General features: G+C 58.2%; 17 protein-coding genes and 1 pseudogene. 6 read left to right on the top strand and 12 right to left on the bottom strand.

The features are described from left to right. Window positions 1-10: 10 nt before the first annotated feature. From NGR_RS31155 to NGR_RS31130, 5 genes are all read right to left on the bottom strand, one after another. Window positions 11-1,270 carry a TRAP transporter large permease subunit gene (locus tag NGR_RS31155; protein WP_010875272.1) on the bottom strand — a complete coding sequence of 420 codons (1,260 nt, stop codon included), beginning with the start codon at window positions 1,268-1,270 and terminating at the stop codon, window positions 11-13. Next, complete coding sequence (locus NGR_RS33445; RefSeq protein ID WP_240545234.1) at window positions 1,267-2,823, bottom strand: DctP family TRAP transporter solute-binding subunit; 1,557 nt, start codon at window positions 2,821-2,823, stop codon at window positions 1,267-1,269. Before NGR_RS33445 ends, NGR_RS31155 begins: the two co-directional genes overlap by 4 nt. 65 nt (window positions 2,824-2,888) lie before the next feature. Further along, window positions 2,889-3,926 carry a transketolase family protein gene (locus NGR_RS31140; protein WP_010875270.1) on the bottom strand — a complete coding sequence of 346 codons (1,038 nt, stop codon included), beginning with the start codon at window positions 3,924-3,926 and terminating at the stop codon, window positions 2,889-2,891. Further along, window positions 3,923-4,762 (bottom strand): transketolase, encoded by an 840-nt coding sequence (locus tag NGR_RS31135; protein ID WP_010875269.1) that lies wholly within the window; start codon window positions 4,760-4,762, stop codon window positions 3,923-3,925. Before NGR_RS31135 ends, NGR_RS31140 begins: the two co-directional genes overlap by 4 nt. Before the next feature lie 30 nt (window positions 4,763-4,792). Then, complete coding sequence (locus NGR_RS31130; protein ID WP_010875268.1) at window positions 4,793-5,554, bottom strand: SDR family NAD(P)-dependent oxidoreductase; 762 nt, start codon at window positions 5,552-5,554, stop codon at window positions 4,793-4,795. A 147-nt stretch (window positions 5,555-5,701) separates the two neighbouring features. On the opposite strand from NGR_RS31130, the gene NGR_RS31125 reads away from it, so the two are divergent. Continuing rightward, window positions 5,702-6,598, top strand: a complete 897-nt coding sequence (locus NGR_RS31125) for a LysR substrate-binding domain-containing protein (protein WP_010875267.1) — start codon at window positions 5,702-5,704, stop codon at window positions 6,596-6,598. Window positions 6,599-6,996: 398 nt separating this feature from the next. Here the strand turns inward: NGR_RS31125 and NGR_RS31120 are convergent, their stop codons facing one another. The 5 genes from NGR_RS31120 to istA all read right to left on the bottom strand — a co-directional run bounded on the left by NGR_RS31120 (window position 6,997) and on the right by istA (window position 16,653). After that, window positions 6,997-9,177, bottom strand: a complete 2,181-nt coding sequence (locus NGR_RS31120) for a prolyl oligopeptidase family serine peptidase (protein WP_010875266.1) — start codon at window positions 9,175-9,177, stop codon at window positions 6,997-6,999. A 1,066-nt stretch (window positions 9,178-10,243) separates the two neighbouring features. Next, on the bottom strand, window positions 10,244-11,920 hold the full coding sequence (nodU, locus tag NGR_RS31115) for a nodulation protein NodU (protein WP_010875265.1): 1,677 nt from the start codon (window positions 11,918-11,920) through the stop codon (window positions 10,244-10,246). 16 nt (window positions 11,921-11,936) lie between these two features. After that, on the bottom strand, window positions 11,937-12,587 hold the full coding sequence (nodS, locus tag NGR_RS31110; protein ID WP_010875264.1) for a nodulation methyltransferase NodS: 651 nt from the start codon (window positions 12,585-12,587) through the stop codon (window positions 11,937-11,939). Window positions 12,588-14,245: 1,658 nt separating this feature from the next. Next, window positions 14,246-15,142, bottom strand: coding sequence for an IS21-like element helper ATPase IstB (gene istB / locus NGR_RS31105; protein ID WP_010875204.1), 897 nt, complete (start codon window positions 15,140-15,142; stop codon window positions 14,246-14,248). Then, the gene (gene istA / locus NGR_RS31100) at window positions 15,139-16,653 is read right to left on the bottom strand and encodes an IS21 family transposase (RefSeq protein WP_010875203.1); all 1,515 of its coding nucleotides are present in this window, start codon (window positions 16,651-16,653) and stop codon (window positions 15,139-15,141) included. Before istA ends, istB begins: the two co-directional genes overlap by 4 nt. Window positions 16,654-17,601: 948 nt before the next feature. On the opposite strand from istA, the gene NGR_RS31095 reads away from it, so the two are divergent. Next, window positions 17,602-18,294 (top strand): hypothetical protein, encoded by a 693-nt coding sequence (locus NGR_RS31095; protein ID WP_010875263.1) that lies wholly within the window; start codon window positions 17,602-17,604, stop codon window positions 18,292-18,294. A gap of 124 nt (window positions 18,295-18,418) precedes the next feature. On the opposite strand, the pseudogene NGR_RS33720 reads toward NGR_RS31095, so the two are convergent. Next, window positions 18,419-18,805: pseudogene (locus tag NGR_RS33720) on the bottom strand (ATP-binding protein); the annotation flags it as partial. A 394-nt stretch (window positions 18,806-19,199) separates the two neighbouring features. Here NGR_RS33720 and NGR_RS31085 point away from each other — a divergent pair. Genes NGR_RS31085 through NGR_RS31070 form a run of 4 tightly spaced genes read left to right on the top strand, consistent with a single transcriptional unit; the run spans window position 19,200 to window position 22,645 of the window. Further along, the gene (locus NGR_RS31085; protein ID WP_010875262.1) at window positions 19,200-20,390 is read left to right on the top strand and encodes an NAD-dependent epimerase/dehydratase family protein; all 1,191 of its coding nucleotides are present in this window, start codon (window positions 19,200-19,202) and stop codon (window positions 20,388-20,390) included. Then, window positions 20,387-20,740: a DMT family transporter gene (locus NGR_RS31080; RefSeq protein ID WP_010875261.1), complete on the top strand. Its 354-nt coding sequence runs from the start codon at window positions 20,387-20,389 to the stop codon at window positions 20,738-20,740. The genes NGR_RS31085 and NGR_RS31080 overlap by 4 nt, the downstream gene beginning before the upstream one ends. Window position 20,741: 1 nt before the next feature. Further along, window positions 20,742-21,119 carry a hypothetical protein gene (locus NGR_RS31075; RefSeq protein ID WP_240545233.1) on the top strand — a complete coding sequence of 126 codons (378 nt, stop codon included), beginning with the start codon at window positions 20,742-20,744 and terminating at the stop codon, window positions 21,117-21,119. Between the two features lie 26 nt (window positions 21,120-21,145). Continuing rightward, window positions 21,146-22,645 carry a GMC family oxidoreductase N-terminal domain-containing protein gene (locus tag NGR_RS31070; RefSeq protein ID WP_240545232.1) on the top strand — a complete coding sequence of 500 codons (1,500 nt, stop codon included), beginning with the start codon at window positions 21,146-21,148 and terminating at the stop codon, window positions 22,643-22,645. Window positions 22,646-22,698: 53 nt separating this feature from the next. On the opposite strand, the gene NGR_RS31065 is transcribed toward NGR_RS31070, so the two are convergent. After that, complete coding sequence (locus NGR_RS31065; protein WP_240545231.1) at window positions 22,699-24,675, bottom strand: hypothetical protein; 1,977 nt, start codon at window positions 24,673-24,675, stop codon at window positions 22,699-22,701. Between the last annotated feature and the right edge of the window lie 18 nt (window positions 24,676-24,693).

Below are 24,693 nucleotides of genomic sequence, written 5' to 3'. Positions count from 1 at the left end.
AGTCCTGTCCTCAGTAGAGCGTGAGCGCCGGGATGAAGCTCACCGCAAGAAGGAGCGTCATCGCCATGGCAAAGAAGGGCCAGAGTTCACGGGTGGTCTCGCCGAGTGGTGATTTGGCGATCGACGAGGAGATGAAGAGCGTCGTGCCGATCGGGGGGGTGTAGAGCCCGATTCCAAGATTGATCACCATCATCAGCCCAAGCTGGACCCGGTCCAGACCGATCGTGTCGGCAAGGGGAACGAAGATGGGTCCGAGCAGCAGGATGGCGGGCGGCATATCGAGCGGCATGCCGACGATCAGCATCAGGATGTTCATCATTAGGATGATGACGATCGGGCTCGAGATGTTGGCGGCGACCCAATCCGCCATCTGCTGCGGCGCCTGGTCGAAGGTCAAGACCCAACCCACGGCGGCACTGCCCATGATGACCAGCATGACCACGCCGGTGGCCATGCCGGCCTCGACCACGTTGTCGCAGAATCGCTTCCATGTCAGGTCGCGGTAGTAAAGAAGGCTGAGTGCGAGCGAATAGACGACCGAGAGCACCGCGACTTCCGTGGGCGTGGCCAGGCCAAACCGCAGGAATAGGATGATCAGCACCGGCAGCAGCACCGCGGGCAGGCTCTTCAGTGCCAGCGTGGCGAGCTGCCGCCTGCTGGTCTGCGAGGGCTGCGAGGCGTAGCCGCGCCTCACCGAAACGAACCAGCAGACGAAGACAAAGCTCGCGGCCATCAGGATGCCCGGCAAGATGCCCGCGACGAAGAGGTTGGCGACACTGACGCCGCTTACCAGGGAGAAGAGGATCATGGGAATCGACGGCGGTATCAGAACGTCGATGACCGCCGAGGTCGCGTTGTTGGCCGCGCAGAGCGCGGGCGGAAAGCCGTGCTTTTTCTGCCACGGGATAAGAACGGATCCGAGGGCGCTGGCATTCGCCACGGCGGAACCGGAGACGCCGCCAAACACGACGGAAGAAACGACGGTGGTCGACAGGGGTCCGCCCCGCCAGCGCTGCATCGCATGCGATGCCAGCTCCAGCAGCTGCCGGCCGAGCTCACCGCCAAGCATCAGCGTGCCGGCCAGCATGAAGAACGGCAGCGCGAGCATCGGAAAGGATTGGGTCTGGTCATAAATCTGCTGCGCCACAATCGAAAGCGGCAGATAGCCGTTGAACAGGACCGCGACGCCGGCGGCGATAATCAGGGCGTAACCGACCGGCACTGCCAGCATCATCAGTGCGCAGAAGACAATGATCATCACGATCGTCATAGCGCCACCTCGCCGCTTTCGGTATTCGTCCGGTGGTCCCAACCGAGGCGCAGCACGCGCAGAGCGACAGCGAGCGTGACGATCGCGACCAGCACGGATCCTACGGCAAGGGCGAAATACCCGACGCTGTTGGGCAATTGGAGGACCGGGCTGTGTTCGATCCCGGCGATCTCGCCAACAAGATAGGCCTGGTAGCCGAGCATCAGGAAAGCTCCGGCGCTGACGAGATTGGCGGCGACAAATGCAGTTGAACGTGCGCCATCCCGGAGTTTGTCGTAGATCCACTCGACCGCCATATGGCCGCCGGAATGGGCCGCCAGCACGATGCCGCCGAGGATGAACCAGGGAAAGATCAGCACCGGTAGCTCCTGAGCGAATGAAAAGCCTCCGCCGGCCAGCACGTAGCGGGCAGCGACATTCGCGGTCATGAAGACCATGAGTGCGATGCCGCTGAATATGACGACCTGCCGCGCGAACCAGACGATGGCCCGTGCCGTCAGCTCAACGAGATTTGAGAGGCTTTTCATGGGATGCTCCCGCGCCGACAAGGCCTCAGCCTTTGGCTGCCGATTCGATCTGGGCGACGAAATTCCCGAAGGGCTTCTTCTGCTCTCGACAACAGAAGCAGTCGCCTTGGCGAAGCCTTCGCGGTCCACCTCGGTGACCTCGATCGCGGAAATGCGCCTGAAGGCTGCCAACACTTCTGCGTCCTTGTCGGCGGAAAGCTTGCGCTGCAGTTCGCCGGCTTCCTTGGCCGCCGCCTTCACTGCCTCGAGATCGCCGCCTAGACGGGCTTGTGCAATCTGCGACATCAGGAACGGCGTCGATTCCCATTTATGGCCGGTGAGACTGATGTACTTGTTTACCTCGTAGAGCTTGGAGCTATCGATATTGGCGAGCGGGTTCTCCTGTCCGTCGACCACGCCCTGCTGCAAAGCCACGTAGAGCTCGCCGAAGGCAATCTGCTCCGTCGCCGCACCGAGAGCCTGAAAAATATCCATGGTCATCGGGTCGGCGGGCGTGCGGATCTTCATTCCGCTCACCTCGGCGGGGGCTGCGACCTTGCGCTTCGAATTGGTGAGGTGGCGAATGCCATTATCCCACCAGTCGAGCGGCACCACGCCGACCGCTTCGAAGCGCTTGACGAGTTCGGCGCCAACGGGCCCACCGAGAACCTGCATCGCCTTCGCCGTGTTCTCGAACAGGAACGGAAGACCGAGCGCGGCAAGCTCCGGAACGAGCGCGGACGTCGCTCCCTGGCTGTTGGCTGTGACATCGAGCGCGCCGGTGCGCAGGCTCGTCAGCATCGCGGCGTCGCTGCCGAGTGTTTCCGCGCCGGCCACATTGATGGTCACACGACCGGCTGTCTTCTCGGCTACCAGTTCGGCAAACTTCGCGGCCGCGACAGTTCGCGGATTTCCCGGTGCGGCACCATGGCCTAGGGTCAGTGTCGTGCCGGCCCGTGCGGGCCGAACCATCGTGACGATCGCAGGGGCCGCGAGCACGGCCGATGACGCGGCCAGGAAGCGGCGTCTGGTTATCTCGTACTTCATTGTCTCTCCTCCACTTTGAAACTGTTGCGGCCCCGATGCTCCTCCAGCGCGGGTGACCGTTTTCGTCACTCGTCGAGCCACTCCTTGATCTGGGCCACGATTTTCGTGGTCGATATGCCGTACATGTCGTGCAGGGTCGGCAGGGCGCCCGCTTCTAGAAAGGCGTCGGGCAGTCCGATCTGCCGGAATGCGGCGGGACGCACAGCGGACCGCATCAAGGTGGCGGCGACCGCTTCGCCGAGGCCACCGATAACGGTGTGGTTCTCAGCCACGACCACAAGCCGTCCCTGCCTGGCGCACTCAGCGAGGATCGTTGCCTCGTCAAGCGGCTTGATCGTCGGAACATGAAGAACGCCGGCATCAATGCCGTTCTTGCGAAGTTCCTCGGCCGCTTCGAGCGCCCGCATCGTCATCAGACCGGAGGAAATTATCAGTGTGTCCCTGCCATCCCGCAGCAGCTTGGCCTTGCCCAGTTCGAACCGGTAGCCGTATTCCTCAAGCACGAGTGGAACATTGCCGCGCAGAAGCCGCATATAGACCGGACCCTCGTGGGCAGCGATGGCCGGGACCGCCTGCTCGATCTCGCTGGCATCGCAAGGATCGATGATGGTGAGGTTCGGCATGCCGCGGAACATGGCAATGTCCTCGGTCGCCTGATGGCTCGGGCCATAGCCTGTGGTCAGTCCCGGCAGCGCGCAGACGACCTTGACGTCAAGCATCTCCTCGGCGATCGCGAGGCAGATGAAGTCATAGGCGCGGCGCGATGCGAAGACGGCATAGGTCGTCACCCAGGGCTGCAGCCCTTCCCGTGCCATCCCGGCAGCCGACATCATCAGCAACTGCTCGGCCATGCCCATCTGGTAGAAGCGATCGGGATGGGCCGCCCGGAAGACATGCAGATCCGTGTATTTGGCGAGATCGGCCGAAAGACCGACGACACGGTCGTCCTTTTCCGCCAAGGCGGAAAGCGCATGTCCGAAAGGCGCCGGACGTGTCGGCTGGTCGGCGCCGGCAATGGAAGCGATCATCGCCGACGTGGTTAATCGGGGTCTCTCCGCATTGCCGATCAGATGGGCGGGGCGTTCGTATTTCGAGCGTCTCATGCCGTCACTCCCGCGTCGATGATCCGGATCGCCTCGGCCCATTCCTGCGGTTCGACGCGCAGGAAGTGGTTGCGCTCACGCGCCTCCAGGAAGGGCACGCCCTTGGCCATCTTCGTATCGCAGATGATGATTCTGGGCTGCGGATGCCGGTGCTGGCGCGCATTGTCGAAAGCGTCGACGAGCGCATCGATGTCGTTGCCGTCGATGCGTTGGACGTACCAGCCGAAGGCCTCGAACTTTGGACCGAGAGGCTCGAAGTTGAGCACCCCGAGCGACGGGCCGTCCGCCTGCATCTGATTGACGTCGACGATGCCGATCAGGTTGTCGAGCTTGTAGGAACCGGCCGACATGGCCGCTTCCCAGGTAGAACCCTCGTCGAGCTCACCGTCGGAGAAGAGGTTGTAGACGAAGGACCGCGAACCTTTGCGCTTCAGCGCGAGCGACATGCCGACGGCTATGCCGAGGCCGTGACCCAGCGATCCTCCGGTAATCTCCATGCCCGGCGTGTAGGCCGCCATGCCGGACATCGGCAGGCGGCTGTCATCGGCGCCATAGGTTTCCAGTTCATCTTCGGGAATGATCTTCGCCTCGATCAAGGCCGCATAGAGTGCGATGGCATAATGGCCGATCGACAATAGGAAACGGTCGCGACCTTCCCACTCCGGATCGTCCGGCCGGTAGGTCGTCGCATGGAAATAGGCGACCGCGAGAACGTCTGCGATGCCGAGCGCCTGTGCGATATAGCCCTGGCCCTGAACTTCGCCCATGCGGAGCGCATGCCGGCGAATGCGGCGCGCACGCTCGGGCAGACTGATGTTGTGACCGATCTGAGCCATGCCGTCCTTCCTTTCAGGCTTCCTCGTGGATCAATGGATCAGCATGCCGCCATTGACGTCGATGACGGCGCCCGTGACGTAGGCGGAGAGATCGGATGCGAGGAAGAGATAGATGTTGGCCACGTCGCGCGCGTCGCCCAAACGACTGAGCGGAATGCCCTTGACGATGTCTGCGCGCATCTCGGCGGACAGCTTGTCGCCGGTGATGTCGGTCTGAATGAGCCCCGGTGTCACGCAATTGACGCGAATGCTGTCGGGGCCGAACTCCCTGGCCATGGCCTTGGCAAGGCCGAGCACGCCGGCCTTGGCCGCCGAATAATGGGGGCCGCCGAAGATTCCGCCGCCGCGCTGCGCTGAAACCGACGACATGCAGGCGATCGATCCACCGCCATTCTGCCGCATGTTTGGTATGAAAACCTGACTGAGATTGAGCACGCCCGTCATGTTGACGGCGACGATGCGCTGCCAGTCGGCGTCAGAGATATCGAGGGTCTTCACCGGCTGGGTGATGCCGGCATTGTTGATGAGGATGTTGGCGACGCCAAACGCGCTCAAGACCTCATCCGAGGCGGACGTGCAGGAGGCACGATCGGCAACGTCGCAACGCAGCCCGATATGCGCACCGTGTTCGACCGGCGGCAGGTCGCCCGCTGCAGCCTTTGCCTCATCGGCGTTGATGTCAAGAATGGCGACCCGCGCGCCGTGCGATGCAAAAAGCTCCGCCGTTGCCCGGCCAATGCCACGCTTGCTCGCCGCGCCAGAGATGACGGCGGTCTTTCCCTTCAAAAGCATCTTTTCTTTCCTCCCGACACCGACTATGCGGCGCCTGGTGTCTCCTTCCAGGCCTCTGCCTGTCCTCGTGGAAGAGTTGTGGCGTAGCGCGCACCGTCCTTCAAACGCCAACTTTACATCTGTGGGTGAATCTGATTCACTAATCCCATGCTGCAGACGACGTCACTCTCCGCTATGCGCATTTTTGAAGCTGCCGCGCGACTCGGTTCGTTCCGGGCAGCCGCGGAGGAGTTGAACCTCTCGCCGAGTGCCGTCAGTCATGCGATTATGCGGCTGGAACGGGATCTGGGGGTGGCGTTGTTCGAACGGACGACGCGCAGCGTTTCGCTGACTGTCGCGGGGCAGACACTACTCAATCATGCGTCCAATGCCTTCGAAGAATTGCGGCGCGGTGTTGAACAAATTTCATCCAACAAGGCGCAATTGCTGCGACTCCACTGCGCGCCGAGCTTCGCGGCACAGGTGCTGTCGCCCCGTCTGCCGCAGTTTTTGAAAGAGAATCCCGGCATAGAGGTCCGGGTGGCGGCCAGCACCAACTACGCCCGCTTCGTCGATGGGCTCTTCGATGCCGATATCGTCTACGGCGAGCCACTCAATCGTGAAGACCTGATCGTCATCCCGCTTTCTGAAGAAATCGTCTTGCCGCTTTGCGCGCCGGATCTGGCGCACCAAATCAAGTCCCCGCGCGACCTGTTTCACCAACCGCTGATCCGAAGCGATCTCAAGCGCATCCAGTGGATCGACTGGTTCGAAGCCAATGACCTTGGACCACCACCATCACCATCGATGAGTTTTGACCGGAGCTTCCTTGCCGTCGATGCTGCGGTCAACGGGCTCGGAATTGCGCTCGAGTCCGATGTGTTGGCCAGGCGCGAGCTGGAAAGCGGCAAGTTGGTCCGTCCTCTTCATCGGATCTGTCGCGACAACCGCTATATCGGCCACTATCTCGCCTATCCAAAATCCGGCAGCCAGCGGCGACTCGCCCGCGCCTTTGCCGATTGGCTGACGCGCGAATGCCAGCCGGCCAGCACTGGCTCAGAGTAGACATTCCGCCAGGCTTCTCGGCCGCGACGTCTCACTCGTTTCCGAGTGAAGCGGACGAGAAATCTTTCAAGGCCGGTCGCTCAACCGTATCACTGAAGGGGCCGCGTACCCGAGGCGTGATTGGGACTAATAACCGTCATTGCCAGATAGGAAGCATGTGAGCAGGTCGATCCGGGGAAACTCGACTGATCAAAGAACGGGTTTCGCTCATTCCCAGATTCGAAACCACGCCGGCGGCAATGGCAGGGACCAGGGTATTAAGGGTTGATTTTTGGCGGGCTGCATGGAGGTACATCGGTGGGGCGAGAAGAAAGGCGAAACTTCGCCTCCTTCGTCGGTTCTCGCCACTGGGTTCATTTTGCTCAGATTTGCCCGACATGGCCTAAGGCTTTACGCACTCACTTATTATCCATGAGTTTTTGAAACATGTAGATGTATTCGAGGGCGTAGCGGCGGGCGTGTTCCTGCAGGTTGGCGGCGGCGGCGTGACCGCCCTCGATATTTTCATAATAGTAGAAGGGCAGGCCCATGTCTTCGAACAGCGCGGCCATCTTGCGCGCGTGCACTGGGCCGACGCGGTCATCCTTTGTCGAAGTTTCAAAGAAGGGTTCCGGATACGCTACGCCCGCCTTGACGTTGTGATAAGGCGAGATCGAGCGCAGGAAGGCGCCTTCAACCGGATCGTCGGGACTGCCATATTCGGCTTGCCAGGAGGCTCCTGCCGACATGCGGGTGAAATTGACCATGTCGAGAAGCGGCACCTGGATCACGACTGCGTTCCACAGGTCGGGGCGCTGGATCATTTGCACGCCCATGAGCAGGCCGCCGTTCGAACCCCCCATGATCCCGAGATGCGGTGTCGAGGTGACCTTCTTGGCGATCAGGTCCTGCGCAACGGCCTGGAAGTCGTCATAGACGCGCTGACGATTTGTCTTCAAACCGGCGTCGTGCCATTTCGGGCCGAATTCGCCGCCGCCGCGGATATTCGCGAGCGCGTAGGCACCACCCTTTTCCAGCCACAGTTTGCCGAGCACCGCCGAATAGCTGGGCTGCATTGGAATTTGGAAACCGCCATAGGCATAGAGGATGGTCGGGTTCGTGCCGTCCAGCTTGACGTCCTTGCGCGCTACGAGGAAGTATGGAACCTTCGTTCCATCCTTCGAGGTCGCCCAGAACTGCTGTGCTTGCAGGCCTCCGGCATCGAAGCGTGCTGGGGTCGAAGTGATCTTCTCGACTTGGCCGGTTGCAGCATCGGCGCAAAACAGAGTTGAGGGTTCGAGGAACCCTTCTGAGAAGACGAACAACTGATCGCTCTCATCGTCGCTAGACGTCAGGGACAGCGTCGAATTTTCCGGCAGAGCCAGCTTGAAAGACGACCAGCCGCCCTTGCCGAAATCGAAGCTGCGCACCTCGCTGGTGACATTCGATAGGATCGACAGCACGAGACGATTTTTGGTCTGGGTAGTGCCTGCGACAGATTGATGCTCGTTTGGCATGAACAGCACAAGCGGTTCAACGCGCGCTGGATCGGCGAGCGCCGCCTTGAGATCGAAAGCGATAATCGCACCATTGTGGAAGACGGTGCCTTTGGCCGAGGTCCAGTCCGACTTCAACCAATAGATTGCCTGGCCCTTGTAGTAGCCGCTAAAGACGGCCGTGGTCGGTAGGGGCAGGACCACCTTGCGCGTATCGGGGTGGCCGTTTGGGTAAAAGGCTAGTTCGGTATTGAAGAAGTCGAGGCCGCGATACGAGGTGTCCATAACATACTTGCCATCGATGTCGCGTAGCACGCCGCGCTCAGCCGAGACGTCCTTCTTTTGGCCGCGGAAAATCTCGACCGCCTGATCCAAGCTCTGGCCGCGCTTTACCACCTTGGTGACGTAGGCATAGCCGGAAGAGGTCACTTCACCCGGCGTCCATTCCCGGGTCACGTAGATGGTGTTCTCGTCCACCCAGGTCACGGACTGCTTGCCTTCGGGTAGGACGAAGCCTTCCTTAACGAATTCACCCTTGGCAATGTCGAATTCGCGGACCACATCCGCATCCTTGCCGCCATCGGACAGGCGGATGAGGCAGAGATTGCTCGTGGGCGGCAGGCAGTCCCCGCCTTCGAATACCCAGGTCTTGCCCTCGGCCTTGGATAGCGCATCGACGTCGAGAATTGTGCGCCATTGCGGGTTGCCGGACCTGTAGGACTCCCAGGTCGTGCGCCGCCATAGGCCCTGCACGTGCGTGCCGTCCTGCCAGAAGTTGTCGATCATCCCGTCGCGCGCGAAGCTGGGCGAAGCAATGCGGTCGGTCGCCTGTAGGATCGTCAGAGCGTCGGCCTGGTACTCGCTGTAACGCGGATCTTTCGACAGCTTATCGACGGTCGAAAGGTTATGCGCCTCGACCCAGGTCATCGCCTTGTCGCCGTCGATCTCGTTCAGATAGGCGCGAGGATCGGAGGCGTCCTTGGAAGCTTTGTTGGGGTTGGAATCAATCGCCGTGGCGACGGTGGTCATCTGGGGCTGGGCGGGAGCCGTCATGGTGACCATAGTCATCGCCATCATCAAGCTGTTCAGAAATGTAGTGAGCATGGTTTGCCTCTTCGAAAGCCTCGATAAACGTATTGGAAGCGTTTAAAATCAATCGCTTCGCACCCTTCTCAGCAAATGCTGTGCCAGTCTGTGTGGGCAAGAGCTGTGCCAGCCCGGTTTTTTCGGGGTCATTGGGAGGCCGTTGTAGGAGAAGTGGCACTGTGTGTCGCAACCGCGAAACGGCGTTGGACGACGTCGGGCGCGGTCGGATCCGGCACTTCAGGGAGTTCGCGCTATAGGGTTGACTCGGGATTGTCGACACCCAGCCTTGCTTTGTGGAAGAACCGCGCGTCTGCGTATGAAGAGCCGCGCCGTCAGCGGCAATTTGGTCAACAAGCTCGGGGGATTTTTCCGAAAACCTGGTAGGCCGGTCAATTCGTCATCCCGGACTGTCCACCCAAGGGCGCACTCCAATAAGGGTCAAGTTCAGTGCTGATTGACACCTCCGCCAGACCGCCGTCGCTCATCAGGCCGTCGGGGACCCCTCAGGAGCTTCCGGATATCGGACCTATCATTGGCGAGAATTGGCGCCACGGCTCCGAACCAGCCTAGAATGTCGTGATCGACGTACTGGAAGATATCAATCTACTGCCAAACCAGTTCGGTCCAAGGCAAGCTTCCACCTTACCTTGACCGTGCACTAGAGAGCGAGCGCCTCATGCCGGAAGCCGGGCGCCCGACATATATCAACATCCGCGGCGTGCCTTATAGGGCCGAGTTGCTGGAAGAGAACGGTCGCTCACGGGTTCGTATTTATCCTGTGACTGGCTGAGGAATGCGCTTGAGCTGCAATCTCGGTTGTAAGCGGAGCGGCGCACCGCGGGCAAGCCTTTTACCGCCCCAGCCACTGTCATAGGCCTGCTCGTACCAAGGGCGCTCATGGGAACTGCCCTGCGCAATGATATACGAGCCTTTGGTTAGATCGAAAACGGCGAACGGAAGTTCAACTTGTACATTCGATCCAGGAGTTCGCTGCTCCCCAGTGGAAGAGTGACCTTTCGCCGTGGGGCAGCAACCTTATGCGTTGACATACACGTATCTTGCGCGAAGCCCGCGCCCGATAGGATCACGCGGTTGCGGACGGTTTCCTGTATAGCATGCCGTCGCACCATACGTGTTCAACGCGGCCCCACTCGCAGGCTGCGGCTGCACTTGGGAAGAAGCCACGCCCATGGTAATTGGCACTTGTGTTGCAAAGCAACGGAATGCCCGTGAGCTTTTCATATTCGACAAGTACCTCGGCGACCTTATGCTGAGAGTTCCTGGAAATGGTTTGCAGCCGCGCAGATCCGTCAAGATGTACAACTGCAGGAACTTTGTCCTGCCACGGCATCTTCGTCTGGTGATCGAACAACATGTATGGATCGGGCGTTCCTGGACTAAATATATCCGGTGCACGGTCCTCCAGACATATTGGCGCAACTGGCCGGAAGTGTTCGCGGAATTTGATTTCGTTAAGATGATCTTTCATTTCCGGCGAGGTCGCAGCCGCCAGAATGCTTCTTCCTCCCAGTGCCCGTGGTCCAAGCTCGCTGCGCCCGGAAAGGAAAACCACGGGTTTGTTGCTGGCGAGGATGGCGGCCACTTCCGAGATGCTGCACGGGCTAGCATGCCACCCAGCTGGTACTTTGCCTGCTTGCAGGCTCGGGCCGCTGTAGACTGACCAGTCTAATGGCACGAACCCTTGCTGGGCCACTATTTCACAGCAGGCTGCACCAATCGCAGAGCCGCTGTCATTAGGAAAGGGCGGTACCCAAACCGAATCGAACAGGCCTGTCTCGCGCAGCGCACTGTTCCATTTGATATTGAGTCCACAGCCGCCAGCTATGCACAGATTGCGTGCTCCCGGCAGGGGATGGTGCTGCAAGGCGTTCGCCATTTCGTCAACGAGGAGACGTTCGAGGAAAAAATGAGACGATGCAAGCACGTCTTCGGGCGCCTCTGCCCCCAATTGGAGCGCGCTGGCAGCGAAAAAATCGTGCACGGCCGCAAGTGAGGATTCCGAGTTGTTGATGTTCGCACGGAAGGCGCAGGCAAGCGCAGTATCGCCGGCAAAGTGTTCTTGATAGAGCTTTTGGAACACAGCAACGATGCGTTCGTGAACTGATCCCAGTGCGATAAAGGCCATCAGCTTGCCGGCAACGCCGAGGTCCCAGCCCCCGCGGCTCGTCTGCTTATAGGGGCCGAAGTAGTGGCCCGCGGCAGCGTAGGCCTGGCCTGTTACCGGGAACAACGATTTGACGAAGCTGGCTCGCTTGCCTTCCACATGGTAGAGCCGCGGAAATATGCAGCCGTCCCACACCAGGCAAAGCGCAGGGTCTCCGGATTTGGCAAAGGGGCTGGTGCAGTATGCAGAGGCGACATGGCTCGTAACATGCGGATAGCTTCTGTAGCTAAAAACCCGATCACCAAGTGTGAGGCCGGAGCCGCCGATCCAATCGAGAAGTCCCTCGGCGTGGCGTTCAACGTAAGGCGCGCCTCTGAGGATAACAGGAGTCTCCCCACTGAGGACCTTGAACTGCGACTCGGCCTCACCGTCCCAGCCGTCGATGACAAACTGATCAACGTCTCGTGCATTGACCCCGTTTTCCGCCAGAGCCGCCACAACAGCATCGAGATTGTTGATTTCTTGATAGCGCGAATTGTTATTCCGCTTCTCCTGCTCAGTACAGAAGACGAGCCTTCCATCTTCGACAACGGCGATAGCCCCGTCATGGGTTAACTTGATGCCACAGACGCGCATAGTGTCTCTATCCAAATCAGGTAGTCGATTTCTGAAAACGGGAAAGCAAGCAGTCTTCATTGACCGATGCGCCGCGGCAATAAAGCCGCTCCACCTCGATCAACGTTTCGTTCAACATCGCGATGACGGTCTCGGCACCGGCCACATGCCCCCAGCGCCGGCAATTAGCATCGATTGCGGATCCAAAAACCATGTGCCCACTTGGCGCCAGCATGCTCACCAGGTTGTGAACGGCGGTGCGTATCGCGGCTACATCCTCGAGATAATAAAGAACTTCGGCCACGACGATCAGATCGAATAGCTGCTGAGTCGAGAACTGTCGAACGTCAGCGACTATCCAGTTGATGTGAGACGATTCCTTCATCCGTTGCCTCGTTCGAGCAATCGCTCGCGGCACCACATCAATCACAGTCAGCCGCTTGCAATAAGGCGCCAGTTTTTCCGTGAATGCGCCGGCCGCGCACCCGACTTCGAGTGCGTTGGTGATAGGACCTTGGGAAAGCGACAACCGAAGCATCTGCGAATGTCGCTCCTGCTCGAACGCATTGGCGTCGAGCCGCCATGGGTCCTCCGCCGCCAGCTCACGGTGCAATAAATGATAGTTGTTGACCTGCGTCAAATTCGCCTCCGAGACGCCGTGCACGGATCTGCAAAGACTCTTGCACATGGGTGGGCAGAGCGAGGCGCGAATCCGGAGGCGTGGAATGCACGCGAATTCCCGAAAAAGCGGTCGCCGGCAACGATGGCTCCGTCAATACTGCTACTTGTGGCCCCTTGAGTTCGCTCGAAAGTCATACTTTTCTGATGCAGCATCAAGCAAAATTCGTAAAATCGATTTTTGTGATGCCAAACATCCAGGTTATGGAAGTTTCGCCAGTTCCGGTCACTCCAAGGGCGGGCGTGTTGGGGCTGCTCGGCTTGATCGCATTCGTCTGGAGTGAAGAGTTGGAGTAGTCGCCCGATCGTTGAGAGGCTCTCGATGGATCGTTCAGCGGCTTTTCTCAACAAGGCTTTGAGCTTTGAGAGTGTGTATTCTCGATCGGGTGAAATCGGGCCATACGGCGGGAGCTATCCAAGGGAGGCATCCATGTCGAAATCACAATTGGGTGGATGTGATGGAGACGTGTTCCAGGCGCTTGTGGCAGATGCCTTTGGGATTCTCAGACGGCCCGATCGATCCTGCGCCTGTTCAGGGAGCAGCTGTTGTTGCTGGACGGGAGGGTGGCTGCTAGACTGGGAGGTTGCACCAGCGCCTATGAAGGCCGTCGCTTTCCAGTGACCATAAGGGACGCTGATCCGCGAGCGTTCTCCTATACGGGATCGACCGTAGCGGTGCGCCATACTGATGAAAGCCCAGGGTCTCATCGTTACAATGAAACGTTCCGGATCAAGGTCAAGTTGGCTGCCGAACCAGACTTGCCGCCGCTTCAGGATGTCAGGATACGAAATCCGCGTACTCTTGTGTGCTGCTGGCGATGCGCCTGATGTCGCCACCCAAGAATCGCCTCACTCCTTCCTTGAAGGAAGCTCGGCCGATCTCGATAATTGACGACCAGACAAAACAATCGAGGCTCAGTTGTCTGAGGAACGCCGGTTCCTTTGACCCGGCCATTTCAAGCTCTCCCAGCGGCCGTGTGCGCTCTCATGCGCCATGTCTCCAGCATCATCCACCGTACCCGACTTGATACGCATTCATCCATGGCGTGGATCTTTGCCATCCAAATAAACAGTTATCGCAATCTTCTGAACGGCGATAGAGAAAGTTGACTTAAACTGAAAGAGAGAAGGCGAAATTCTTTCGCGATCGCTTTTAGACTAGAGGTGCTCTGATGCCGGGAACTCGGTAACTTGAGCTTTGGACCGACCCGGATATGAATGACGAGCGGAACTACCGATCAATTTCTCGAAGTCCTGGAACTACACGATTGGACTTGGCGGAGGATCGAACTGTTGCTTCTCCCAGACGCCGCGACCGCATCTGCGTGAGACTCTCAAGAGCAGGATTAGGAAGTCGGCCTGACGGACATATGCAGAATGGTTCTCGATACTGGAACAACTCAAACGTGGCGGGATCTGCGCCAGTTTGCGCCGTAGCCGGTCTTCCGAGGCGGGGTCCGGAGTATCCTCGGCGCGTCGTCACTGATACTACTCCCGATGGTCGGGAGGGGATTTCGCCAATCAAGCTGGGGGAGACGACGATAATCCTGGATCTACACGGGCAAGGGCTATCGGTGTCAGCGACCGCCAAACAGATTGGCTACGGATTGCAAGAATGTATAGCGCGGCGATCAGGATGAGACGGCGGCGACAATCTGGATGAGACTCTTATGTCGCGGTCGGCATGAAGGTATCATGTTGATTGTCGCTGGCAAGGGTCTCATCGTGTTCTGATTGTCGCTCCGCGACAATCAGGGAAGCACTTTTGGTTGTCGCGAAGGCGGCGGGTCTGCCGCGGTGGCGTTTGGCTTCCATGGCGGAACGTCGCCGATAGCTTTCGACGTTCATTTCGAAGATCGTTGCGTGATGAACAAGTCGGTCCACCGCGGCAAGCGTCATGGCCGGGTCCGGAAAGACGCGGTTCCATTCTCCGAAGGGCTGATTGGCGGTTATCATGATGGAACGCCGCTCATATCTTGCGGAGATGAGTTCGAACAGCACGCTGGTTTCGGCCTGGTCCTTGGTGACGTAGGCCAGATCGTCGAGGATGAGCAGATCGAACTTGTCGAGCTTTGCGATGGCGGATTCGAGCTGGAGTTCACGCCGTGCGACCTGAAGCTTCTGGACGAGGTCGGTCGTGCGCGTGAACAGCACCCGCCAACCATTCTCGATCAGCGCGAGGCCGATGGCGGCGGCGAGATGGCTCTTTCCGCCGCCCGGCGGACCGAACAGGAGGATATTGGCACCTTTGGCGAGCCAACTGTCGCCGGCGGCAATGGCCATGACCTGGGCCTTGGAGACCATGGGCACGGCGTCGAAAGCGAAGCTCTCGAGCGTCTTTCCGGGCGGCAGATGCGCCTCGGCGAGGTGACGTTCGATCCTGCGATGCGCCCGTTCAGCCAGTTCATGCTCGGCGATGGCCGAAAGGAAACGAGCCGCAGGCCACCCTTCACGATCGGCCTGTTCGGCAAATTGCGGCCACAGCGTTTTGATCGTCGGCAGCCTCAGGTCATTGAGCATGATGCCGAGGCGGGCTTCGTCGATGGTGTTGTGGACGTTTTTCATGCGGCCTCTCCCGCATAAGCAGACCCCATCAGGGCTTCATAGCTATTGAGCGATGCGAGCTGCACATGCACGGTCGGCAACTGATCCGGGTCCGGACCGAAGATGGCTCTCAAGGCCATCAGGTCGGGCAGTTTGCGGGCGTCGAGCGTTCTGGCAAGCTCCTCGGCCAGTTCACGCTCGCAACCGCGATCATGAGCCAGGGCCAGCAATTCGACGGTGATCTTGCAAGCCTGCCGGTCAGGCAGTTGCTCGATGAGAGCGTCGAAAGCCCTGCGATATTCCGGCCGGGGGAAGAGCTTGTCGCGATAGACCAGGTTGAGAAGCGCCATGGGCTTTTTGCGCAGAGAGTGGATGACGTGGTGATAGTTGACGACCTGGTCATGCTTGCCGCTCGCGTGGGCGCGACCTCGTGGCAACGTCAGCAGATGCGTGCCGCCGATGAAGACGTCGAGACGATCGTCAAACAAACGCACACGCAGCCGATGGCCGATCAAACGGGAGGGGACGGTGTAGAAGACTTTGCGCAAGGCGAAGCCGCCGGTGCGCGACACGGTGACGACTACCTCCTCGAAGTCGGTGGTGCGGCGCTCGGGAAGCACCTGCAGATGCGGGCGCTCGGCATCAATGCGCTTGCCATGCGCGGCATTGCGGCGGCTGACGATCTCGTCGATGAAGGCGCGGTAGGAGCGCAGATCGTCGAAGTCTCTGGTGCCGCGCATCAGGAGTGCATCGCGGACTGCGTTCTTGAGATGGCCGTGGGAGCTTTCGATTGAGCCGTTCTCGTGGGCGACGCCCTTGTTGTTGCGCGTCGGCGTCATCCGGTAGTGAGCGCACAGCTCCTCATAGCGGTTTGTCAGATCGACCTTGGCATCGGCATCGAGGTTGCGGAAGGCAGCCGACAGGCTGTCGCTGCGGTGATAGAGCGGCGAACCGCCGACCGACCACAGGGCGTTCTGCAGGCCCTCCGCCAAGGCGACGAAGCTTTCGCCGCCAAGGATGACATGGGCGTGCTCAAAACCCGACCAAACCAGCCGGAAGTGATAGAGCAGATGGTCGAGCGGTTGGCCGGCGATCGTCACGCTGAGGCTGCCCATGTCGGTAAAATCCGACAGCCCTAGTCGGCCGGGCTCGTGCGTCTGGCGGAAGATCACCTCCTGTGCTTCACCGTGAACCGCCCGCCATGACCGGATGCGCCGCTCAAGTGTGCGGCGAATGCCTTCGGGCAGTTCCGGATGACGCCGCAGCATCTCGTCGTAAACGGCGACCGCACGAATGCCGGGAGCGGCCTTGAGGAGCGGAACGACCTCCGCATCAAAGATATGCTCAAGCGGATCGGGTCGACGCCGACCGCGGGGCGGCTTGTTCTGCGACGGAAGGCGCTGCTCTTTCTCCATGCGGAACGCCGTCGCCCGGCTGATCGACGCCTTCGCGGCGGCGACCTCAACAGAATGCGTTTGTCGGTACTTCATGAATAATCTCATCTGATGATCGGTTACATGGCGACCCGGCACAAAGGTGGTTCTCCATTCCAGAAAACCGCCACCGTAGCGGGCCGACCGCGATCATGAGACGCCTAAAAATTGCGCCGCGGCGGGGGTGTAACTCCGGTCGGGCTACGCCCTCCCTTCGTCACACCCCCACCGCCGAGTCTCATCCTGATTGACGCTGAGTCTCACCTTGTTTGTCGCCGCGCAAAGAATGCGCGCAACTACGTCGAGCGGGGGCTAGAGGCTCCGAAATATGGCCAACGCAAGCACACAATGTTTGGCGACCGGCTCGCGACCTATCTTCGCGAACGCGTGAAGGCTTGTCCCGTCCGGACCGCGCGGCGGCTTTTCCGCGAGATCTAGGGTCTCGACCGTTTCTGCAGCTATACGGCGCTATCCGGGCTGACAAGGTGACCGGGCTCGAAACCGGCGCCCGCAACTACATCACCAAGCCCTTTGCCTCGCCGGAGTACCTGGCCCGCGTGCGTGCCGCGTTACGCGGGCCGCCGGAAGCGTCACTGCAACAGGATTTTCCATTTCGATGTCTGGCGAATGGGCGCCGCTTGCATCGAGGAACGGATTGTAAACTCAAGCTCTCTGCGAGTTCACTCTTCTGATGGCCTTTCTCAAAAATCAGTGTCCTCTCGCATGAGCAGCTTCTGGGGATGATGCGCGTCAATTTTCCCTTAATTCGCGTCTTCGCCAGCTCGCCAGCGGGCTGGTGGATCTGCATCGCCTCCTTTCGTCATATGGAGGGGACCATTTCAACCTTCGCGGTGCTTGCGGTGCGCTCCCCTTCACAACCAGTGATCAGAATGCTCCAAGCACTCCATGGGGCGGTCCGGAGCCGAGGTCCACACGCCGGGACGATACCGCAATGCGGCTGTGTATGCTGGCACGCTATCACCAGCAAAAAGGCGCTTGTAGAGACAATGTCCCCCAGTCCATGTTGAGGAGGGGAGATATTCGACGATGGCACGTTACGATGCCCGGCTGAGGGGCATTGGAAAGGCACATGCCTGCAGCGCGTTCGCAGGCCACGATTTCGAGGGTAGGAACATTATGAAGACACCGTGGAAATTTCTTGCTCAATTGGCGTCGCGGCGACGATCGGCAAGCGTGCAAGAGAATTTTATTGCGCCTGACACTGATCCCGAAGTGATCGAAAGCGAAACGGAAAACAAGTCGCCACTTCCGTTCGACAAGCCAACGCAAGCTTCTGGCACTCCTGATCACGATTCCGCGGTTGATCGCGGGTCGATGTTATCGGACCAGCTGGAAAGCGACCCCAATCCCCTGCAGGAAATGAACCTCACAGCTGACATTCAAGAGCCTGGAACCCCTGCCCGAAGTGAAACCAAACAATCGGATGCGGCTGGGAAGAGGCTGGGGCCGCAAAGCCAGACAAGCGCAAATTCCCAAAAGAAGCCGGAGATCAGATGTCGAGAACGCTCCAAGAACGCGCGCGCCGAGGGGGTTGCGCAGAGCGCTGTCGCCACAAATGAAGCTGAGACCGTACAAACCTCGTCGTCCGGGGATCCTTTCTTCAACGAAGTGGCAATCCTCGACGAGGAAATCAAAGAGCTGCGACGTCTGCTGGCTCAAAAACTTTATCTGCAGAACGCTCAGCTCAAAAAGATGCTTGAGCGTTTCGACGCCTCGTGAGTTCGCGTCAACTGACGCCGGACCGAGAAAATGCTGCAGGACGTTATTCGCCGCGAGTTCCGAGGCCTGCTCGAAAGCGGGGAACCAGTGGTGTGCCCAGCCGACGGTGAAGGTGGAGCAGTGTCCCGTCACGGCCTTCGACGATCTCGAGGAGATTATTTTCGCGCTTGATCAAAAGAGAGGTTCGGGGCGCCAATCGTTCAGGATCAACAGCTGAAAATGGTGCGCGGCAGGCGCGCATATCGCCCTCCACGAGCAAGCGTCAGTTGGGCAAACGGCCTTGCGCCGCACTGGTAAAGGACGGCGCAACCATCGCATCAGGCCTTGTGCCCGAGCGCAAGCCAACCAGCTCTCTCCGACGCCGGACGGTCCTCGGATGGCCAGATCGTCGTGCGCATCGATCCAGTCGCCGCCAATCAAGCCTCATGAACAACGCGATCCCGGCTGTGTTCGCTTCGGCAGTGGCCTGATGGCGTAGCCCGGCGAACCTGAGGCGTGCGGCGAGCTTCCGGGGCGCGAAATCCAGTCCCGTTCGAGATTAGGCGCCCAAGCATCTTTCGTTGTCCTTACTGGCGATAGCGGGTCCGCAGATGTTTGTGTGATAGATCGGCTTATGCGCGCCACTCCAGCTGACACAGCGCTTCAGTCGAGATGATTGGCGACGATCGGAACGGACCAGACCGTGGAATTCGTGCCCTGATTCCCAAGGCACGAGCGCAGGCGTGTGTCGAAGTCGACTGGGCGCCTACTGTGCCACTGGATTTGTCGAGTTCCCGACATTCGGGAGGCGAGACATAGCGCCACCGAAGTGATCGCGTTGCTTTGGAACGATTTTCAAGCTTGGCACGACACATGCATAGCCATCCACATACACGCTGCGCCGCCGCGCTGGAGATTCCGAAGCAATGGTGAAGAACTTCCTTGGATCATCGGTTACATCAGGCTCGGCTGGAGCGGAACATGGAAAGACTTTGCAAATTCCGACTTTACGATGGGTGCGCCAGTCGAAGACTTCGATCATGGCACTTGTAATTTGTCTAGGCAGGATAGTGAAAACAGCACTCGTTACCGGCGGCTCCGGATATTTTGGGGAACTGTTAAGCAAGCAATTGCTTAGACAAGGAACCTACGTTCGCGTGTTCGACCTGAATCCGCCCGGCTTCAGTCATCCTAATCTTGAATTTCTCAAGGGCACAATTCTCGACCGAAACGCGGTCAGACAAGCACTTTCCGGGATAGACAAGGTGTTCCACAACGTTGCGCAGGTACCGCTAGCCAAGGAAAAAGACCTATTCTGGTCCGTTAACTGCGGAGGCACTCAGATCATCGTTGACGAGTCGGTCGCGACGGGGATCGAAAAGTTCGTCTACACGTCCTCGAGCGCTGTTTTCGGTGCGCCGAAATCGAACCCCGTAACAGAAGAAACAGAACCGAACCCGGCGGAAGATTATGGTCGCGCGAAACTCGCAGGAGAAATTATCTGTAAGGAAGCAATGCAGCGTGATGGCTTGGATGTGGCGATTGTGCGCCCTCGCACAGTTCTCGGATATGGCCGCCAAGGCGTCGTCCAGATTCTCTTTGACTGGGTTGAACGGGGGCTCGATATTCCAGTGTTGGGTGGGGGTAATAACAAATATCAGTTCGTGCACTCGGATGATTTAGCATCGGCATGCATAGCAGCCTCGAATGTAAAGGGGTTTGCCACATACAATATTGGTGCTGCCGAGTTCGGTACGATGCGTGAACTTTTGCAAGTGGTAATCAAGCATGCCGAAACCGGAAGTCGAATCAAATCGATCCCGATGGGACCGACTGCCCTTGCAGCGAATCTGGCAAGCGCGCTCGGCCTCTCTCCCTTAGGGCCATACCATTCGCTGATGTATGGGAGAGCAATGTATTTCGATATCTCCAAAGCGCAAAAGGAACTTGGGTATGCACCGAGATACTCTAATTCTCAGATGATGATCGAGACCTATAATTGGTACCAGGCTAATAGGGCTTCTCTCGGAAAAGGCGGAGGGTCACGTCATAAGGCGCCCGTCAAACAGCAGCTCCTGGCATTGCTTCCCTATGCACTGCGGCTGATCCCAGGATGAACGCGGTTCCGATAATCTTGGTTTTTGCTGCGGGCCTGAATTCCTGTATTGGCAATATATTGCTGAAATGGGGCCGGGCCTCACTGCCTCCCAGCGCCGGACTTGCCGATACGTTTCTCACTCCCGGCTTTGTAGGCGGGGTGGTATTTTATGGCATTAACGTTCTACTGTTTGCAAAGGCTCTGGACTCCTTGGAGGTATCAGTCGCTTATCCGATTCTGGCAGGCTCCGGATTCGCGATGCTTATCATCGCGTCGCATTATTTTTTTGGAGAACCATTCCACCTTCACAAATGGATCGGTGTTGCCCTCGTCCTGGTGGGCATTATTTTTCTGGCGCGAGGAGGCTAAGTTGGCATTCGATCGAGTGATCGTGGCAACATTGACACCTTTATGGCCATTGCTCGACGCGGAAGAAAGGCCAGCGGTGGTGTCAGAAGTCGCACGCAGTGTGACCCGTTCCATCGCACTTGCCCCATTTCACATTCGCTTTGCGGTCGAAAGCGTTTCGATCGTCATAGGTCTCTGCACTGTCTTGATTTCAGCGGGTGCAGGCGGTCCCTTGGCGCGCACGCTCCGAACAGACAGATTTTATCGGCTCCTGCAAAGAATGCCCGGTCCCGCCGGTTCTGTCATACGCCTTTATCGCTCGATGACGCTGCTTGCATTTTATGATGAAGCGCCGGTAGCCGAAAAGCTGTTGGCTGCACGGCCTGCTCAAACCTCATAGGCTTGAATATGAAGGGCGGGTTTTCGTTGAACAGCGAACTGCAACTGGAAGCCGATGCGGTGATAATCGGTTCCGGCGCGGGCGGTGCAAGCGTTGCTGATGTACTTACAGCTGCCGGTTTATATGTGATCATGCTTGAAGAAGGTGGGCATGTTCCCTCATCATCGGCTTCTCCTTTCGCGAGTGAAGCATTCGCGGCAGCCTGGCGCGGCGGAGGATTAACCGCGGCGATCGGCCGCCCCCCTATTGCTTATGCGGAGGGCCGCTGCGTTGGGGGAGGGACAGAAATCAACAGCGCGATTGCCCAGCGCGCCGATAGCGACCTCCTTGATCAATGGCGCAAGCTTTACAAGATCGAGAATTTTACCCCGGACGAACTGTCGCAATATTATGGTCGCGCGGAGACAACGGTGAATGCGAGCCTGACCCCCGGCCCACTCGGGCGTCCCACCGACATTCTGCGGCTGGGTGGGGAAGCGCTTGGCTGGAAAGTTTCGGAGCTGAAACGGGGGCAGCGTGACTGCAAGGGCGCCAATCGGTGTTCTTTCATTTGTCCGAATGGTGCCAAGCAGTCGATGGCGGTGACCCTTCTCCCAAAGTCGATGGATCGCGGCATGCGGCTGCTTGCGCGAACGCGCGTAGACAAGATCCGTATCGAGAAAGGACGTGCCGCAGTGGTCGTCGCTCAGTTGCAGGACGCCGGCGGACAGGGCGTGCACGTGCGCGTAAAAGCGGGACTTGTGTTTGTCTGCGCGGGAGCAATTCATACGCCAGCGCTTTTGCGTCGTTCTGGCCTGCGTAAACGCATTGGCGATACCCTGCGCATTCATCCGACGATCAGAGCGACGGCACTTTTTGATGAACCCGTTGATGCGCACCAGTCGCGCCTTCCGCTGACAGCCGTTACCGAATTCATGCCCGAGCAGCGCATAGGCGGGTCGGTGTTCACGCCGGCTGTCTTTGGCCTTTCACTTGCGGAAGACTGGACCAATCGCGGCGATCTGATGCAGGCTTGGCGTTTATGCGGCTCTTATTACGGCATGATACGACCGCGCGGAGTGGGTTCAGTGAGACCTCTTCCCGGTATTAATGAACCGCTTGTCAGTTTCAAACTCGCGCCTGAGGACTGGATCTCTTTGGGCCAGGTTCTCACCCTCCTCGGACAGGCGATGTTTGCGGCCGGTGCCCGGAAGGTAATCCCAAGTATATCGGGCCACGAGGGCTGGACAAACCCTGATGAGGTCGATGAATTCCGGAACAAGCCTCTGCCTGAAAAAGCGACCAACCTGATGACCATACATCTGTTTTCCACCTGCCCACCCGGCGAGCATCGGGACGCTTGTGCAGTCGACAGTTACGGACGTGTGCGGGGCGTCGAAAACCTCTTTGTCGCCGATGGCAGCGTCATTCCTGAGGCGCCCGGCGTCAATCCCCAGATGACGATCATGGCTCTGGCGTTCCGGATAGCGGAAGCGGCACTCAGTCATTCCTCTCGAGAACGCGCCCAATCGGCCGCAAGGGAGTAAGTGTTATACATTAAGGTCCAGTAGTGAGGACCGGGAATTGCAGCCCAGGGGAACTATCGATAAATGCGCCACTTGCCCTTCTTCTCGGAAACAAGCTTGTAGACTGAATTGTTGTCCAGCACCGGTTTGCCCCACAAACCATCTCTTGAAGTGACTACAAGAGTTCTACAACGATATTTTTCCTTCATAATTCTAAGATGGTCTTCTGTTGCCAGGCCGGCGAAAGCGCGTACGAAGAAATTATAGATCTCTGATGCTTTTTTAGGCGTCAGTTGAGCAGCATAGGCGCGCAAAAAATCAAGCGTGGTTCCGCAATGTCGTCTCTGAGACAAAATTGCCCAGGAGATATTTGCCGGTGTATAGGTCACACTTGCTAGATCAAGCGGGTTGTTGGCCACCGCTTCATTCGGAGGCGTTACCTCGCGGACAGCTTTCCACATCTCAGGGGATGCTTTGAAAGCAGTGCCTTCTTCTGAATCAGGTCCTTCGACCTGGAATTTGAAGGTGTTCGAATAGACAGACTTGGCGCCAACCAAAATTGAGGGGGCGAGTAAAATAATAGCTGTTATGGTTGTGAGGCGCCCAACTAGCGTGCCTTTACCGATAGTTGTGGAGAAAAGCCCAGAAGTCAGCGCAGTCATGACAAGCATAGATGGAATGAGTACACGCCATCCTAAATCATTGTACATAATTACGCTATGGAGTATCTGTGTACAAAATAGAGGCGCCAGCACCGAGACAGTTAAAGCGCAGTCAATGTGTGCGTATCGCTTACTGTCGTCAGAGGGTCTGGCAAAACTCCAGATGAGGAATGATAAATATATTATTCCGAACTCAAGAAAGACCAGAACAAGCCAGAATCCTGGAATGTCCAAAAACCAATAATCGCCGGCAAAAATGGGAAAAACCCAAAACTCCACGACCTTCCTAGTGTGTAATATAGCGGACTGTTCGCGAATAAGCACGGCTGCACAGAGTAGGGTTATGACGACTGTGACCGAAAGTGAAATGAGAACCTCCAGAAGCCGTTTGACCTTTAGCACATGTGAGACCGACAGCGCCCCCACAAGGGGTAATATCAAAAGCAGCGATAAGCTGCCCGCCCACATCGAGCTCCCATAAGCAGAAGCCAAGATTGCGCCCATAAATACTGCCAGAGCCATATTGCGCCCGGCGTTGGAATATAAAATTCGCAGGTATGCCATGATGGCAATCAGGGCCAGCGTCCCGGAAAAGACGTGCTGGGGTACCCAGGGGGCCTGGATAATCCACGTTTGGAGGCCATGTTCGGGTGCCATCCATTTCTCGAGCCACTTTCCGAAGACAAATCGCACGGCTGGCTTAAGCGAACCGACGAATAAGAGCGGGAGTGACCACCAAGCGGCATATGCACTTCTGCTTCGCGCCACAGCCAGCCAAGTTACGACAAACGTGGAGAAAAGCGCGGTCATGCCGGTAAGAGCGATGTCGGCCTCCCAGCCGGTTGCGCCTGTTATCACGGATGAACAGGCGGCTATGAAGTGCCAGACGTAGTAGTAAATTAGGGTGTTGGGAGATCCGGCTTCGGAATGGAATGGATTGGCGGGAGGCAATCCGTTTTGAGCGATTTCATTTACGATCGCGATCTTTGCATGGTCCCAGATCGGGTGACCGACGCCGACGCTACCTCCATAATGCTGCGGAATGATCTCGAAAGCTGGCAAAAGGCAGAGGAGAAACGCAACAGTGAACCAGCAAAAGCCGGGACTCGCAGGCGATCGCAGGAGCGGGTCTATGGTGCCTTTCGAGAGCCAGAATGCGACAGCGGACAAACCAAGGACGATCAGCATCAGGTTGATCGCTGTAATGGGTAAAAAATGAAAAATGGAAACGGCTACGGCGCCGAATATCCCAAGTCCGATGACCGGCGACAGAAGCAGGCGCATCGTGGTGTTGCTGTCAAAATACTTCGAAACAGGCCAACCTATGGCATATCCTATAGCACTTGAAACAAGTGCGCTGGAGACAATTGAAGAAGTTTGCACCAGCACTGACGGCCTCACAGCTCC

It is taken from the genome of Sinorhizobium fredii NGR234 (assembly GCF_000018545.1).
Classification (GTDB): Bacteria; Pseudomonadota; Alphaproteobacteria; order Rhizobiales; family Rhizobiaceae; genus Sinorhizobium; species Sinorhizobium fredii_A.
Note: the sequence above shows the minus strand (reverse complement) of the source record. Positions and strands in the feature narration are given on the sequence as shown.

What these genes read in the sequence shown, in the direction of transcription:
- NGR_RS31155 (WP_010875272.1), bottom strand. Translation starts at nt 1,270, where the DNA reads ATGACGATCGTGATGATCATTGTCTTCTGCGCACTGATGATGCTGGCA.
- NGR_RS33445 (WP_240545234.1), bottom strand. Translation starts at nt 2,823, where the DNA reads ATGAAGTACGAGATAACCAGACGCCGCTTCCTGGCCGCGTCATCGGCC.
- NGR_RS31140 (WP_010875270.1), bottom strand. Translation starts at nt 3,926, where the DNA reads ATGAGACGCTCGAAATACGAACGCCCCGCCCATCTGATCGGCAATGCG.
- NGR_RS31135 (WP_010875269.1), bottom strand. Translation starts at nt 4,762, where the DNA reads ATGGCTCAGATCGGTCACAACATCAGTCTGCCCGAGCGTGCGCGCCGC.
- NGR_RS31130 (WP_010875268.1), bottom strand. Translation starts at nt 5,554, where the DNA reads ATGCTTTTGAAGGGAAAGACCGCCGTCATCTCTGGCGCGGCGAGCAAG.
- NGR_RS31125 (WP_010875267.1), top strand. Translation starts at nt 5,702, where the DNA reads ATGCTGCAGACGACGTCACTCTCCGCTATGCGCATTTTTGAAGCTGCC.
- NGR_RS31120 (WP_010875266.1), bottom strand. Translation starts at nt 9,177, where the DNA reads ATGCTCACTACATTTCTGAACAGCTTGATGATGGCGATGACTATGGTC.
- nodU (WP_010875265.1), bottom strand. Translation starts at nt 11,920, where the DNA reads ATGCGCGTCTGTGGCATCAAGTTAACCCATGACGGGGCTATCGCCGTT.
- nodS (WP_010875264.1), bottom strand. Translation starts at nt 12,587, where the DNA reads ATGTGCAAGAGTCTTTGCAGATCCGTGCACGGCGTCTCGGAGGCGAAT.
- istB (WP_010875204.1), bottom strand. Translation starts at nt 15,142, where the DNA reads ATGAAAAACGTCCACAACACCATCGACGAAGCCCGCCTCGGCATCATG.
- NGR_RS31095 (WP_010875263.1), top strand. Translation starts at nt 17,602, where the DNA reads ATGGCACGTTACGATGCCCGGCTGAGGGGCATTGGAAAGGCACATGCC.
- NGR_RS31085 (WP_010875262.1), top strand. Translation starts at nt 19,200, where the DNA reads ATGGTGAAGAACTTCCTTGGATCATCGGTTACATCAGGCTCGGCTGGA.
- NGR_RS31080 (WP_010875261.1), top strand. Translation starts at nt 20,387, where the DNA reads ATGAACGCGGTTCCGATAATCTTGGTTTTTGCTGCGGGCCTGAATTCC.